This is a genomic window from Calidithermus roseus (assembly GCF_003574095.1).
Lineage (GTDB): Bacteria > Deinococcota > Deinococci > Deinococcales > Thermaceae > Calidithermus > Calidithermus roseus.
Window position 1 is genome coordinate 1 of record NZ_QWLA01000045.1, and the last position, 13,359, is coordinate 13,359.

Sequence of the window (13,359 nt, forward strand, 5' to 3'; positions counted from 1 at the left end):
CCCTCAGCCCGCCCCCGACCTCGACGCCCTGGCCCAGCAGGTCTACCGCATCCTCAAGCGCCGCCTGGCCGCCGAGCGCCGCCGTGGGGCCTGAAGCGAGGTGATTCATGAGCCTGAGTAAAGCCTTTCTCATCCCCCTCGAGGGAGAAAACGCCAACCAGCGCATCGAGTGCTTGTTCAACCCCAACGAACTCAGCCTCTCCAAGTCCAACCAGTGGTCGGCCGGCCCCAACGGAGCCAAGGATTCGCCCAACCGCGAGTTCGGTGGGGGGCAGCCCATCAGCTTGCGGGTGCAACTCTTCTTCGACACCCAGGGCCTCCCCCCCGAGCGGCGCAGGAGCCTGGACGTGCGCGAGTACACCGACCCCATCTGGAAGCTGATGCTCGTAGACAAGAGCCTCACCAACGACACCACCAAGAATGGCCGACCGCCCAAAGTGCGCTTCCAGTGGGGCCTGATGACCTTCTTTGTGGGGGTCATCACCAGCATCTCCCAGCAGTTCAGCCTCTTCTTGCCCGACGGCCTGCCCGTTCGCGCCACCTTAGACCTCACCCTCGAGCAGGCCACCAACGAAAGCGAACTGCCCATGCAAAACCCAAGCTCCGCAGGCAAAGGCGGTGAGCAGGTGTGGATGGTCAAGGACGGCGACACCCTGGCCTGGATCGCCTACAAGGCCCTGGGGGACGCCGGCAAGTGGCGGCGCATCGCCGAGGCCAACGGTCTCACCAAGGTGCGCGACCTGGTCGCGGGCCAGCCGCTGATCATCCCAGTGGACTGAGGGGGGAGAAGCCTTGTCCAAGCTTCACGAGCACCTCTCCGACCTGGCGGTGTGCCTGGGGGGCCAGGACGCCCCGGCCGAGCTGATGAACGCGCTGTGGGAGGCCACAGTCGAGAACACCGTGCATCTCCCCGACGTGGCTACCCTCGTAATCCACGACCCCGCACTCCGCTGGACCGACTCCGAGCTCTTTGAACCCGGCACCGAAGTCGTGCTCACTTCCCAGAGCGGTAGCGTCAAGGCAACCATCTTCGAAGGCGAGGTCGTCGAAGTCGAGCCCGAGTACGCCGGGGCCAGCCCGCGTCTCGTCGTGCGGGCCCTCGACCGCCTGCACCGCCTGGCTCGAGGTCGCCACGTGCGGCGCTTTGCTAACGTCACCGATGGCGACATCGTGCGGCAAATCGGACAGCAGGCGGGTCTGAGCCAGGTCGAGGTGGGGCCGCAGGCCGACGCCCAGGTCTACGAGTGGGTGTTCCAGGACAACGAGACCAACCTGGCTTTCCTGCAGCGCCGGGCTGCCGCGCTGGGCTACGTGGTCTACGTGCGGGGCAAGACCCTGCACTTTGGCCCGCCTCAGGGGGATAAGGCCAGCCTCGAGCTGAAGTGGGGCGAGAGCCTGGCCGAGTTTCGCCCTCGCCTCACCACCCTCGAGCAGCCCAGCGAGGTCGTGGTGCGGGGCTGGGACCTGGACAAGAAGGAGGCCGTGATCGGCAAGGCCAGGGCGGGCGAGTTCAAGCCCAGGGTGGGGGAGAGCGGCGAAGGGGGTGAGAAGGCGGCCAGGGCTTTCGGCGATGCTTCCCAACTCGTCGAGTGCCGCCCGGTGCGCAGTCAGAAGGAAGCCCAGCTCCTCGCCGAGGCGGCGGCCAACAAGCAGTCTGGGCGCTTCATCCAGGCCGAGGGAAGCTGCGGTGGCAACCCCGCCATCGTGGCCGGGGCCAGGATCCGGATTTCCAACGTGGGGCGGCGTTTCTCCGGGGAGTACGTCGTCACCACCGCGCTGCACGCCTATGCCCAGCACAGTGGCAAAAGCCGCTACACCACGCACTTCACCGTTTCGGCCAACTACCCCGTCACCCTCCTCGGCCTGCTGCGGGGCGCTGAGGACTCCCCCCGCCGCATCGGGCTTTCCGTCGGGGTCGTGACCAACAACGACGACCCCAAGGGCTTAGGCAGGGTCAAGGTCAAGTACCCTGCCCTCTCCGACGAGGCCGAGAGCGACTGGGCCCGCGTGCTCAGCGTGGGGGGCGGCAAGGAACGGGGCGTGGAGTTCCTCCCCGAGGTCAACGATGAGGTGCTGGTGGCCTTCGAACTCGGCGACGTCAACCACCCCTACGTGCTGGGCGGCTTGTGGAACGGGGTGGATGTGCCTCCTAAGAAGAGCTCGGCGCTCGTGGCCAATGGCAAGGTCAAGCAGCGCCTCATTCGCTCGCGCACCGGCCACACGGTCATCCTCGACGACTCAGACGACACGCCCGGCATCACCATCCACGACGGCAACGGCAACCGCATCCACCTTGACACCAAGAAGGACACCCTCACCGTCGAGGTCAGGGGCGACGTCAGGGTGAAGGCCCAGGGCAACGCCACGGTCCAGGCCCAGCAGGACCTCGAGCTCGAGGGCACCAACGTCAAGGTCGTGGCCAAGGCCAACCTCAAGCTCGAGGGCAGCGCCATGGTCGAGGTCAAAGGCGGGGTCATCAAGCTCAACTAGGGGGAATCATGTCCAAGCCCGCCGCCCGCATGACCGACAAGCACGCCTGCCCTCTGCCCTTCCACATGGCCGTGCCCAACCTCGTCGTAGGCGGCAACCCCACGGTACTGATCGGGGGTCAGCCCGCCGCCTGCGTCGGAGACCTCACCACCTGCGGCGCCCCGATAGCCATGGGCTCGAGCACCGTGCTCATCGGGGGCAAGCCCGCCGCCCGCATGGGCGACACCACGGCCCACGGCGGCAGCATCCTCTCGGGTTGTCCCACGGTGCTGATCGGGGGATAGGGGGGCGAGGTGTAGGCGGAGGGCAGGCTCGGGGTGAAGGGGGATGGTGGCGTGGCCTGCTAAAGCTCCGTCCGCACCTGCCACAGCTCAGGGAAGAGCACGACCTCGAGCGCCTTTTTCAAGTAACCCACGCCCGAGGTGCCCCCGCTGCCGCGCTTGTAGCCGATCATGCGTTCGACGGTGGTGAGGTGATTGAAGCGCCAGCGGCGGAAGTTGTCCTCCACGTCGATGAGTTTTTCGGCCAGGTAGTAGAGGTCCCAGTGCTCGAGGGTGTTGCGGTAGACGGTGAGCCAGACCTGAAGCACCGCCGGGTTGGGCTCGTAGGGCTTGGCGAAATCGCGCTCCAGCACCTCGGAAGGAATTGTGAAACCTCGCCGGGCCAGGATGCGCAGGGACAGGTCGTAGAGGCTGGGGGAGTTCAGGGCGTTTTGCAGCAGCGCGTGGTGATCGGGCCGGTGCTCGTGGGGCCGCATCATGAAGGGGTTGCGGTTGCCCAGCAGGAATTCGATGAGGCGGTACTGGTAGGACTGAAAGCCCGAGGCCTGGCCGAAGGAGGAGCGGAACTCGAGGTAATCGCTGGGAGTCATGGTCTTGAGCACCTCCCAGGCATTGGTCATCTGCTCCTGGGCCCGGCAGACCCGGGTGAGCATCTTGAGCGAGGGGTCGATGATCCCCTGCTCCAGCAGCTTCATCGCACTCGAGAGTTCGTGGATGATGAGCTCCATCCACAACTCCGAGACCTGGTGGATCACGATGAACAGCACCTCGTCGTGGGCTGGGGTGAGGGGGCGCTGGATCGAGAGTAGCTCGTCGAGGGCCAGGTAATCGCCATAGGACAGGTTGTTCTTGAAGTCGGTGTAGGCGCCTTCGGCAGGATTGGGTTTGTTCATATTTGAACCTCAGGTCAGGTGACTTTGGCCCGCTCACGGAAACGCTCGGCCTTCCACAGTTCCTGGCTCATCACCTGCTCGAGCCGCTCCACCGCCTCCGCCACGTCCCGGTAGCGCACATAGAGGGGGGTGAAGCCGAAGCGCAGGATGTTGGGGGCGCGGAAGTCCCCGATCACGCCGCTGGCGATGAGGGCCTGCATGATGGCGTAGCCCTCGGGGTGGGCGTAGGCCACTTGGCTGCCCCGGCGCTCGTGCTCGAGCGGGGTGATGAGTTCGAAGCCGTAGCGCCGGCACAGGGGCTCCATTCGCTCGATGAACAAATCGGTTAAGCGCAGCGACTTGCGCCGTACCTCATTCATATCCACGTCGGCGAAGACGTCCAGGGCCTTGTCCAGCGCCGAGAGACTCAGCACGGGCGGGGTGCCCACCTTCATGCGGTGGACGCCCTCGGCGGGGGCGTAGTAAGGGTCGAAGTCGAAGGGTGCGCGGTGCCCCATCCAGCCGGTGAGGAAGGGAAGCGCCGCGCCCTGGTGCCGCCGGGCCACGAAGAGGAAAGCCGGGGCACCCGGCCCGCCATTGAGGTACTTGTAGCCGCAACCCACCGCGAAGTCGGCGTTACAGGCGTTCAGGCGCACCGGGAAGGCCCCCGCGCTGTGGGCCAGGTCCCAGATCACCAGGGCACCCTTGGCCTGAGCCAGGCGGGTGAGGGCGGCCATGTCGTAGCGCCAGCCGCTGCGGTAGTCCACCTCGGTGAGCATCAGCACCGCCGTGTGTTCATCGAGGGCGGCCTCAACCTGCTCCTTCTTCACCAGCCGCAGCTCGTGGCTTTGTCCCAAAAGCTGGTTGACCCCCTGGGCGATGTAGAGATCGGTGGGGAAGTTGTCGATGTCGGAGACGATCACCCGGCGTTCGGGTCGCAGCTTGAGCGCGGCCAGCAGCACCTTGAAGAGGTTGATGCTGGTGGAGTCGGCGGCGATCACTTCGTCGGGATCAGCCCCGATCAGGCGGGCGATTTTGCCCCCCACCCTGGCCGAGAGGTCGATCCAGCCGTGCTTATTCCAGCTCGTAATCAGGTCGCGGCCCCACTGCTCCTCCACCACGCGCTCGAGGTGCTGCGCTACCGCCTTGGGCAGCGCTCCCAGCGAGTTGCCGTCGAGGTAGATCAGGCCCTCGGGGATGGAGAACTCCTCGCGTTTGGGAGCCAGGGGGTCGCTTTGATCCAGCGCAACCAGGTCAGCTTGGCTCGTCATGACTGACAGTCTACCCCTGCCCCTGCCGCAGGGCCCGCCAGACCTTCTCGGGCGTCAGCGGCATGTCGAGGTGTTTCACCCCCAGTGCATCCATCACCGCATTGACGATGGTGGGGGTCGCCCCGATCGCTCCTGCTTCGCCGATGCCCTTGGCACCCAGGGGATTGGTGGGGGAGCGGGTGTTGCCCCGGTGAGCTTCCACCCGGACCACCTGGTCGGCGCGGGGGAGGTTGTACTCGAGGAAGCTGGTGCTGCGGTTGTACCCGATCTCGTCGTAGCTGATGCCCTCGTAGAGCGCCTGCCCCAGGCCCTGCGCTACCCCGCCCTGCTGCTGCCCCTCGACCAGCAGGGGATTGACCACCACGCCCACGTCGTCGAGGGCCACGTAGCGCAGCACCCGCACCTCTCCGGTCTCCCGCTCCACCTCGACCAGGGCCAGGTGGGCGCCGAAGGGGTAGTTGGCCTCCTTGAGGTTGAAGGTGGCCTGGCCCTCGAGCCCCGGCTCCAGGTCGGAAGGCAGCTTGCGCGGGTTGTAGGCGGCCTGCGCGATCTGCTCGAGGCTCACCGCCCTGTCGGTGCCCTGCACCCCCCAGCCTCCCTCGGTGAGGACGATGTCCTCGGGGGCCGCCTCGAGCAGGTGGGCGGCGATCCTGACCACCTTTGCCCGCACCTTCTCCGCCGCATTCAGGATGGCCGAGCCCCCCACCGACAGCGTGCGGCTCCCGGCGGTGCCCATGCCGTAGGGAACGGCCAGAGTGTCGCCCTGGACGATGCTTATGCGCTCGAGGGGGATGCCTAGCCGCTCGGCCACGATCTGGGCGAAGCCGGTCCCCGCGCCCTGGCCATGGGGCGAGGTGCCCGTGAAGATCACAGCGCTGCCATCGGGGTTGATGCGCACCCCGCCGGTGTCCCAGCCATAACCGGTGATCTCCACGTAGGTGGTGAGCCCGATGCCCAGCAGCCGGCCCTCGGCCCGTGCCCTGGCCTGCTCGGCCCGCAAGGCGGGGTAATCGGTGAGCTCGAGCAGCTTTCGCAGGGTCTCGGGGTAGGCCCCGCTGTCGTACTTGGCCCCGGTCAGGGTCTTGTAGGGGAAAGGCCCTTTGATCAGGTTCCTGAGCCGGATTTCGGCGGGATCGAGCTTCAACTCGCGGGCGGCCATGTCCATCAGGCGCTCGAGGTAGTAGGTGGCCTCGGGCCGCCCAGCCCCCCGGTAGGCCCCGGTAGGGGTGGCGTGGGTGTAGACCGCGATCAGCTCGAGGTCGATGGCCGGGATCTCGTAAGGGCCTTGCAGCATCAGGATGGTGCCCGGCGCGTTGCCCAGGGTGGTCTCGAGGATGTAAGCCCCCAGGTCGGCCACCACCCGGCCCCGCAGGCCCAGGATTTTGCCCTCCGCGTCGAAGGCCATCTCCAACTCGGCCACCTGGGCCCGCCCGTGGACGGTCGCTACGAAGCTCTCGCTGCGGCTTTCCACCCACTTGACCGGCCTGGCCAGGGTGCGTGCCAGGTGAGCCGCTAGGATTTCCTCCGGGTAGACGTTGATCTTGGCCCCGAAGGCCCCGCCTACGTCCGGAGTCACGGCCCGTACCTGGTTCTCGGCCAGGCCCAGCGCCTCGGCTACGGCGCTTCTGAGGTCGTGGGGCATCTGGGTGCTCGACCAGATGGTGAGCGATTCGCGAATCCCGTCCCAGGCCGCCAGCACGCCGCGCGGCTCCATCGGGGTGGGCGCTACCCGCTGCTGCACCATCCGTGCTCCCACGACGCGATGGGCTTTGGCGAAGGCTTCGGCTACGTCCCCGGCGCTGGTCCTGCGCTTGAGGGCGTGGTTGGTGCCCAGTTCGGGATGAACCAGCGTTCCATCCTGCACGGCCTGCAGGGGATCGGGCACCGCATCCAGGGCTTCGTAATCCACGTAGACCATTTGCAGCGCGTCCTGTGCGGCAGCCCTCGAGGTTGCCACCACTGCCGCGACGGGCTGGCCCGTGTAGCGCACGTAGTCCCTGGCCAGCACGGGATGCTGCACCACTTTGGCGTCGCGTCCACCCGAGCCCGGCGCGTACAGCTCGGGCAGATCAGCCGAGGTGTAAACCGCCAGCACGCCGGGCACTTCCAGCGCCTCCCGCGTGTCTATCCCCACGATCCGAGCGTGGGCGTAGAGGCTGCGTACCAGCGCCACGTGCAGGGTGCCCTCGAGGGCGAGGTCGTCGAGGTACGATCCCTTGCCGCTGATGAACTTGCCGTCCTCGAGCCGCTTGACCGCTTTGCCAATCCACTTAGGAGTAGTCTGGGGTTCCACTACGGAGGACATGCCGTCATGCTACCGGGTCGGGCCTGGGCACTCAGAGCCTTAGATCACCAGCCGATATGCTGGATCCCATGGCGACCCACCGTTTCCAGCCTACCCACTACCACACCACCCTCGGCCCCCACGCCCCCGTTCTGAGGGCCGCTCCCGGAGATACGGTAATCACCACCTGTGTGGACGCCCGGGGCTTCGACCAGCACGACCAGCGCGTGACGGCCCCCGGCAACCCCATGACCGGCCCCTTCTTCGTGGAGGGGGCCGAACCGGGCGATACCCTGGTGGTGCGCCTCGAGCGGCTGACCCCCAACCGTCGCCGGGGCTGGTCCGGGGTGTTGCTGGCGCCCAACGTGCTCGAGCCCGAGCACGTGCCCGAATTAGCCCGGTCGGGCGACTTCAGCGCCCGCTGGAACTGGGCCGTGGACGCCGAGGCCGGGACTGCTCGGCTCGACCACCCCGCGAGCCCTCTGCACGGCTTCGAGCTCGCCCTCGACCCCATGCTGGGCTGCTTCGGCGTGGCCCCCGAGGGCGGCCAGGCCATCTCCACCGCCACTTCCGGCCCCCACGGCGGCAACATGGACTACCGGGGCTTTCGCGCGGGCGTGACCGTCTACTTGCCCGTCTTCGAGCCGGGTGCCCTGTTCTTCCTGGGTGACGGCCACGCTCTGCAGGGCGACGGGGAGATCGCCGGGACGGGCATCGAGATCTCCATGGACGTGCAGTTCTCGCTCGAGCTCATCAAGGGCCAGCGCATCTTCTGGCCCAGAGGCGAGGACGAGGAGTTCATCTTCACCGCTGGCAACGCCCGCCCCCTCGACCAGTGCGTGCAGCACGCCACCAGCGAGATGCTGCGCTGGCTGGAGACGGGCTACGGCATAGAACCCCAGCACGCCTCGCTCCTGATGGGCCAGTGCGTGCGCTACGACCTGGGCAACGTCTTCGATCCGGCCTACACCATGGTCTGCAAGATGCCGAAGAAGCTGCTGGGGCGGTTGAGCCGGTGATAGCCCATAGCGAAACGCAGGTCGTACGTCTTACGTCGTACGCAAGACGCAAGACGCAAAACGCAAGACGCCAAAGGCCAAAGGCTCTGGTCCTCGACTCTCGATGCTGGCGGGGGCTGACTGCTGCCAGCTTACCCCCTCTTGCCTTTCCCTTTGCGCCTGGCTATACTTCCACCTTGGCACCCACCGGGTGGCCCAAGACAGCGAGGGGTCGCCGCCTGCCGGGCGGAAGGGGACCTTAAATATCTCGCCGAGGCGCTGAGGGGGAAAGCGTACATCGCGGTTTACAGGCTGGGAACCCCCCATTCCCAAAAGAGTGAGTCTGTCTGTGGCTCCAGAAGGAGCCGTAGTCAGGAGGATACGTGCCGAGCAAGCGCAACGTAGAGTTGCTCGAGAGCCTCAAGAACACCTTGGCTGGGGCTAACGGGTCGTTCTTCCTGGTGGACTATCAGGGCCTGCCTTCCAACGGGGAGCAGAAGCTGCGCCGCGCCTTCCGCGAGAAGGGCGCGCAGATGATCGTTGCCAAGAACACGCTCATCGAGCGTGCGCTGGCCGATCTCAACCTGCCCAAGCTGGAGGGTCTCAAGGGGCCCTCGGCGGTGGTGCTGTTCAGCGACCCGGTCGCAGCAGCCAAGGCCATCGCGGAGTTCGCCAAGACCAACGACAAGGGACTGCCCGCCGCCAAGGGGGGCGTGCTCTCGGGCAACGTCATCGCAGCCGATGACGTGAAGGCGCTGGCCTCGCTGCCTAGCCAGACCGAACTGCGTGCCGAGCTCGTCGGCGTGCTCCAGAGCGCTATGAGCGAGCTGGTCGGGGTGCTGGGCGCAAAGGCTCAGGAGTTCGTAGGCATTCTGGACGCTTTCGTCGCCAAGCAGGAGGCGGCATAAGCGGTTGGGCATACGCCCATTCGTGGAGGTAGATCATGGCTTTGGACATCGCTGCCATCAAGGAACAGCTCTCCGGCGCTACCGTGCTGGAACTCAAGCAACTCATCGACGTGCTCAAGGAGGAGTGGGGCGTGACCGCTGCCGCCCCCGTGGCCGTGGCTATGCCCGGTGCCGCCGCTGGCGCTGCTGCTCCTGCGGCTGAGGAGAAGACCGAGTTCGACGTGGTGCTCAAGGACGCCGGGGCCAACAAGCTCAACGTCATCAAGGAGCTGCGCGCCATCACCGGCCTGGGCCTCAAGGAGGCCAAGGACCTCGCCGAGCAGGGTGGTGTCGTGAAGGAAGGCATCTCCAAGGACGAGGCCGAGAAGATCAAGAAGCAGCTCGAGGACGCCGGCGCCAAGGTCGAGCTGAAGTAATTGACGAAGGCGTTGAACCCTGGGTGAGGGCCCAGGGTTTTTCGTTTTGGCAATGCGCATTGCCCTACACTGCCGGGATGTCTCCACCCTAAACTCTAGCTGTGGGGCATTCCCCACCTATGGGTACCGTGGTCCCCAGGCGTCTGAACCCGGCAAAGCTTGGGGACCACGCTGCGCTTGCAGATCCTGCAACTTGTGCTACACTTCAAGGCAATTGAGCGAACATCCCCGGGCGCTCATTGCCCTATGTCGTGTCCATGTGCTATACTCATGGGCGTGCTGTTTTGGCAGCGCCAAGCGGGCACAACGTAAGAGCCAGCCACCGCAGGCACCGTGAGGGTGTTCTGCGGAAGAACCCTGTTAGCTTACGCATAACCAAGGCAACCCCGAGCCAGGCAATGGTTGGGCCGGTCCCAACCCCCCAGAGCAGAGGGTTTTAGAGGTGTATGCATGAAGATAGAGCGGTTTGGACGTATTTCCGAGGTGATCCCCCTACCGCCCCTGACCGAGATTCAGGTGGAATCCTTCAAGAAAGCGCTGCAAATGGGCGTTCCCGCAGCCAAGCGGGAGAACGTCGGCTTGCAGGCGGCTTTCAAGGAGACCTTCCCCATCGAGGAAGGCGAGCGCGGGCGGGGTGGGCTGGTTCTGGACTTCCTGGAGTACCGTTTGGGAGAACCCCCATTTGGCCAAGACGAATGCCGTGAAAAAGACCTGACCTACCAGGCCCCCCTCTACGCCAAGCTCCAGCTCATCCATAAGGACACCGGCCTCATCAAGGAGGACGAGGTCTTCCTGGGCGACCTACCCCTGATGACCGAGGACGGCTCCTTCATCGTCAACGGCGCCGACCGCGTGATCGTCTCGCAAATCCACCGCTCGCCGGGCGTGTACTTCACCCCCGACCAGGCCCGGCCGGGCAAGTACGTCGCTAGCGTGATCCCGCTGCCCAAGCGCGGCCCCTGGATCGACCTCGAGTTCGAGCCCAGCGGCGTGGTGGCGATGAAGGTCAACAAGAAGAAGTTCCCGCTGGCGCTGCTGTTGCGGGTGCTGGGCTACACCGCCGACAAGCTCGCCGCCGAACTCAAGGGCTTCGAGGACTTGCTGCCGGGGCTGCTCGAGGCGCAGTACCGCGGTTCGAAGGTGCTCGAGATGAGCCCCGACGAGGCGCTCTTGAAGCTATTCACCGAGTTGCGTCCCGGCGACCCGCCCAAGCGCGACAAGGCCATCGCCTACGTGCACTCACTGCTCTCTGATCCCCGTCGCTACGACCTGGGTGAGGCAGGAAAGTACAAGGCCGAGCAGAAGCTGGGCATTAAGCTCTCGGGCCGCATGCTGCTGAAGTTCACTGACGGCGAGTTCCGCGACGAGGGTCTCCTGCCGGTGCTGAAGTACCTCTTCTCGCTACAGAGCGGCGTGGAGGGCTTCGAGGCCGACGACATCGACCACCTGGGCAACCGCCGCATCCGCACCATGGGCGAGCTGCTGGCCGACCAGTTCCGCGTGGGCCTCTCCCGGCTGGCGCGGGGCGTGCGTGAGCGCATGCTGCTGGGCACCCCCGAGAGCGCGACTCCGGCCAAGCTGGTCAACAACCGCCCACTGGTGGCCGCCATCCGCGAGTTCTTCGGGCGCAGCCAGCTCAGCCAGTTCAAGGACCAGACCAACCCCCTCTCCGAACTGCGCCACAAGCGCCGCATCTCGGCGCTGGGCCCGGGCGGCCTGACCCGCGAGCGGGCCGGTTTCGACGTTCGCGACGTGCACCGCACCCACTACGGGCGCATCTGCCCCATCGAGACCCCCGAAGGCGCCAACATCGGTCTCATCTCCTCGCTGGCGGCCTACGGGCGCATCAACGATCTGGGCTTCATCCTCACCCCCTACCGCAAGGTGGTGGGCGGCAAGGTAACCGATCAAGTCGACTTCATGGTGGCCTCGGAGGAGGACAAGTACATCATCGCCCAGGCCAACACTCCCCTCGAGAAGGATGGCACCATCGCCACCGACCGCGTGGTGGCTCGCAAGAAGGGCGACCCCATCATCGTGCGGCCCGAGGACGTCGAGTACATGGACGTCTCGCCCAAGCAGGTCTTCTCGGTCAACACCAACCTGATTCCCTTCCTCGAGCACGACGACGCCAACCGCGCGCTGATGGGCTCGAACATGCAGGCTCAGGCCGTGCCGCTGATTCGCGCCGAGAGCCCCGTGGTCATGACCGGCGTAGAGGAGCGCGTGGTGCGCGACAGCCTCACCTCGCTCTACAGCGACGTGGACGGGGTGGTGGAGTACGTCGATGGCAACCGCATCGCCGTTCGCGCTACCGACAAAGGTCTGCGCGAGTACACCCTGCGGCGCTTCGTTCGGAGCAACCAGGGCACCGCGCTCGACCAGAAACCGCGGGTGGTGGTAGGGCAGGAGGTCAAGAAGGGCGACCTTCTGGCCGACGGCCCCGCTTCCGAGGAGGGTTTGCTGGCGCTGGGCCAGAACGTGGTCGTGGCCATCATGCCCTTCGACGGTTACAACTTCGAAGACGCCATCGTGATCTCCGAGGACCTGCTGCGCCGCGATTTCTACACCTCGGTGCACATCGAGCGCTACGAGATCGAGGCCCGTGACACCAAGCTGGGGCCCGAGCGCATCACCCGCGACATCCCTAACCTCTCCGAAGCTGCTTTGCGCGACCTCGACGAGGATGGCGTGGTGCGCATCGGCGCCGAGGTCAAGGCCGGCGACATCCTGGTGGGCCGCACCAGCTTCAAGGGCGAGACCGAGCCCACCCCCGAAGAGCGCCTGCTGCGCAGCATCTTCGGCGAGAAGGCTCGCGACGTGAAGGATACCTCCCTGCGTGTGCCTCCGGGCGAGGGTGGCATCGTGGTGCGCACCCTGCGCCTGCGCCGCGGCGACCCCGGCGTCGAGCTCAAGCCTGGCGTGCGCGAGGTGGTGCGGGTCTATGTAGCCCAGAAGCGCAAGATCCAGGTCGGTGACAAGCTGGCCAACCGCCACGGGAACAAGGGCGTGGTCTCCAAGATCCTGCCCCCCGAGGACATGCCCCACCTGCCCGACGGCACCCCCGTCGACATCGTGCTCAACCCGCTGGGCGTGCCCAGCCGCATGAACCTCGGACAGATCCTCGAGACCCACCTGGGCATCGCTGGCTTAGACCTGGGCATCAAGTTCGTGACCCCGGTCTTCGACGGCGCCACCGAGGAGCAGATCAAGGAACTCCTGGGCGAAGCCTTCGACCTCAAGTGGCAGCGCCGCCAGCGTGAGGGCTTCGGCGTGGACAACCGCGAGGTCGAGGTGCTGCGCCGCGCCGCCAAGCTGGGCATCGTCGATGGTGAGAAGGACGTGGTCGAGCAACTGCGCCAGGTGGCCCAGCAGGGCAAGAGCATCGTCTACGACGGGCGCACCGGCGAGCCCATCGAGGGCCCCATCGTGGTGGGCGTGATGTACATCATGAAGCTCTACCACATGGTCGAGGACAAGATGCACGCCCGCTCCACCGGCCCCTACTCGCTCATCACCCAGCAGCCCCTGGGCGGTAAGGCCCAATTCGGCGGGCAGCGCTTCGGCGAGATGGAGGTGTGGGCGCTGGAAGCCTACGGCGCGGCCCACACCCTGCAGGAGATCCTCACCATCAAGTCCGACGATATCGAAGGCCGCAACGCCGCTTACGAGGCAGTGGTCAAGGGCGAGGACGTGCCCGAGGCCAGCGTGCCCGAGTCCTTCCGCGTGCTCGTCAAGGAACTCCAGGCCCTGGGCCTCGACGTCGACACCTACGACGAGAACGCGAAGAACCTGGACATTTTCGAGGGATTGGCCTCAAGGCGCTAAAGCTGATAGCG

Annotated in this window: 10 protein-coding genes; 7 read left to right on the forward strand and 3 right to left on the reverse strand. The window is 66.0% G+C overall.

Annotated features, from left to right (window positions below; translation table 11 throughout):
* The first annotated feature begins 107 nt into the window (after nucleotides 1-107).
* The 3 genes from Mrose_RS11525 to Mrose_RS11535 are packed head-to-tail and all read left to right on the forward strand — an operon-like array spanning nucleotide 108 to nucleotide 2,774.
* The gene (locus tag Mrose_RS11525; protein ID WP_119278398.1) at nucleotides 108-779 is read left to right on the forward strand and encodes a CIS tube protein; all 672 of its coding nucleotides are present in this window, start codon (nucleotides 108-110) and stop codon (nucleotides 777-779) included.
* A gap of 13 nt (nucleotides 780-792) precedes the next feature.
* Nucleotides 793-2,490: a VgrG-related protein gene (locus Mrose_RS11530; RefSeq protein WP_147371632.1), complete on the forward strand. Its 1,698-nt coding sequence runs from the start codon at nucleotides 793-795 to the stop codon at nucleotides 2,488-2,490.
* 8 nt (nucleotides 2,491-2,498) lie between these two features.
* Nucleotides 2,499-2,774 carry a PAAR domain-containing protein gene (locus tag Mrose_RS11535; RefSeq protein ID WP_119278400.1) on the forward strand — a complete coding sequence of 92 codons (276 nt, stop codon included), beginning with the start codon at nucleotides 2,499-2,501 and terminating at the stop codon, nucleotides 2,772-2,774.
* 59 nt (nucleotides 2,775-2,833) lie between these two features.
* On the opposite strand, the gene kynA is transcribed toward Mrose_RS11535, so the two are convergent.
* Genes kynA through Mrose_RS11550 form a run of 3 tightly spaced genes read right to left on the reverse strand, consistent with a single transcriptional unit; the run spans nucleotide 2,834 to nucleotide 7,219 of the window.
* Nucleotides 2,834-3,664: a tryptophan 2,3-dioxygenase gene (gene kynA, locus Mrose_RS11540; protein ID WP_119278401.1), complete on the reverse strand. Its 831-nt coding sequence runs from the start codon at nucleotides 3,662-3,664 to the stop codon at nucleotides 2,834-2,836.
* Between the two features lie 14 nt (nucleotides 3,665-3,678).
* Nucleotides 3,679-4,914 carry a kynureninase gene (gene kynU, locus Mrose_RS11545; RefSeq protein WP_119278403.1) on the reverse strand — a complete coding sequence of 412 codons (1,236 nt, stop codon included), beginning with the start codon at nucleotides 4,912-4,914 and terminating at the stop codon, nucleotides 3,679-3,681.
* A 10-nt stretch (nucleotides 4,915-4,924) separates the two neighbouring features.
* Complete coding sequence (locus tag Mrose_RS11550; RefSeq protein WP_119278405.1) at nucleotides 4,925-7,219, reverse strand: xanthine dehydrogenase family protein molybdopterin-binding subunit; 2,295 nt, start codon at nucleotides 7,217-7,219, stop codon at nucleotides 4,925-4,927.
* Nucleotides 7,220-7,287: 68 nt separating this feature from the next.
* On the opposite strand from Mrose_RS11550, the gene Mrose_RS11555 reads away from it, so the two are divergent.
* The 4 genes from Mrose_RS11555 to rpoB all read left to right on the forward strand — a co-directional run bounded on the left by Mrose_RS11555 (nucleotide 7,288) and on the right by rpoB (nucleotide 13,348).
* On the forward strand, nucleotides 7,288-8,217 hold the full coding sequence (locus tag Mrose_RS11555; RefSeq protein ID WP_119278407.1) for an acetamidase/formamidase family protein: 930 nt from the start codon (nucleotides 7,288-7,290) through the stop codon (nucleotides 8,215-8,217).
* A 362-nt stretch (nucleotides 8,218-8,579) separates the two neighbouring features.
* The gene (gene rplJ / locus Mrose_RS11560) at nucleotides 8,580-9,104 is read left to right on the forward strand and encodes a 50S ribosomal protein L10 (protein WP_119278409.1); all 525 of its coding nucleotides are present in this window, start codon (nucleotides 8,580-8,582) and stop codon (nucleotides 9,102-9,104) included.
* Nucleotides 9,105-9,139: 35 nt separating this feature from the next.
* On the forward strand, nucleotides 9,140-9,520 hold the full coding sequence (gene rplL / locus Mrose_RS11565; RefSeq protein ID WP_119278411.1) for a 50S ribosomal protein L7/L12: 381 nt from the start codon (nucleotides 9,140-9,142) through the stop codon (nucleotides 9,518-9,520).
* 450 nt (nucleotides 9,521-9,970) lie between these two features.
* Nucleotides 9,971-13,348: a DNA-directed RNA polymerase subunit beta gene (rpoB, locus tag Mrose_RS11570; RefSeq protein WP_119278412.1), complete on the forward strand. Its 3,378-nt coding sequence runs from the start codon at nucleotides 9,971-9,973 to the stop codon at nucleotides 13,346-13,348.
* The last annotated feature ends 11 nt before the right edge of the window (nucleotides 13,349-13,359 follow it).

Bases quoted from the DNA above. Each gene is read 5' to 3' on its own strand.
- kynA (WP_119278401.1), bottom strand. From the start codon at position 3,664: ATGAACAAACCCAATCCTGCCGAAGGCGCCTACACCGACTTCAAGAAC.
- Mrose_RS11535 (WP_119278400.1), top strand. From the start codon at position 2,499: ATGTCCAAGCCCGCCGCCCGCATGACCGACAAGCACGCCTGCCCTCTG.
- Mrose_RS11550 (WP_119278405.1), bottom strand. From the start codon at position 7,219: ATGTCCTCCGTAGTGGAACCCCAGACTACTCCTAAGTGGATTGGCAAA.
- kynU (WP_119278403.1), bottom strand. From the start codon at position 4,914: ATGACGAGCCAAGCTGACCTGGTTGCGCTGGATCAAAGCGACCCCCTG.
- rplL (WP_119278411.1), top strand. From the start codon at position 9,140: ATGGCTTTGGACATCGCTGCCATCAAGGAACAGCTCTCCGGCGCTACC.
- Mrose_RS11555 (WP_119278407.1), top strand. From the start codon at position 7,288: ATGGCGACCCACCGTTTCCAGCCTACCCACTACCACACCACCCTCGGC.
- rpoB (WP_119278412.1), top strand. From the start codon at position 9,971: ATGAAGATAGAGCGGTTTGGACGTATTTCCGAGGTGATCCCCCTACCG.
- Mrose_RS11525 (WP_119278398.1), top strand. From the start codon at position 108: ATGAGCCTGAGTAAAGCCTTTCTCATCCCCCTCGAGGGAGAAAACGCC.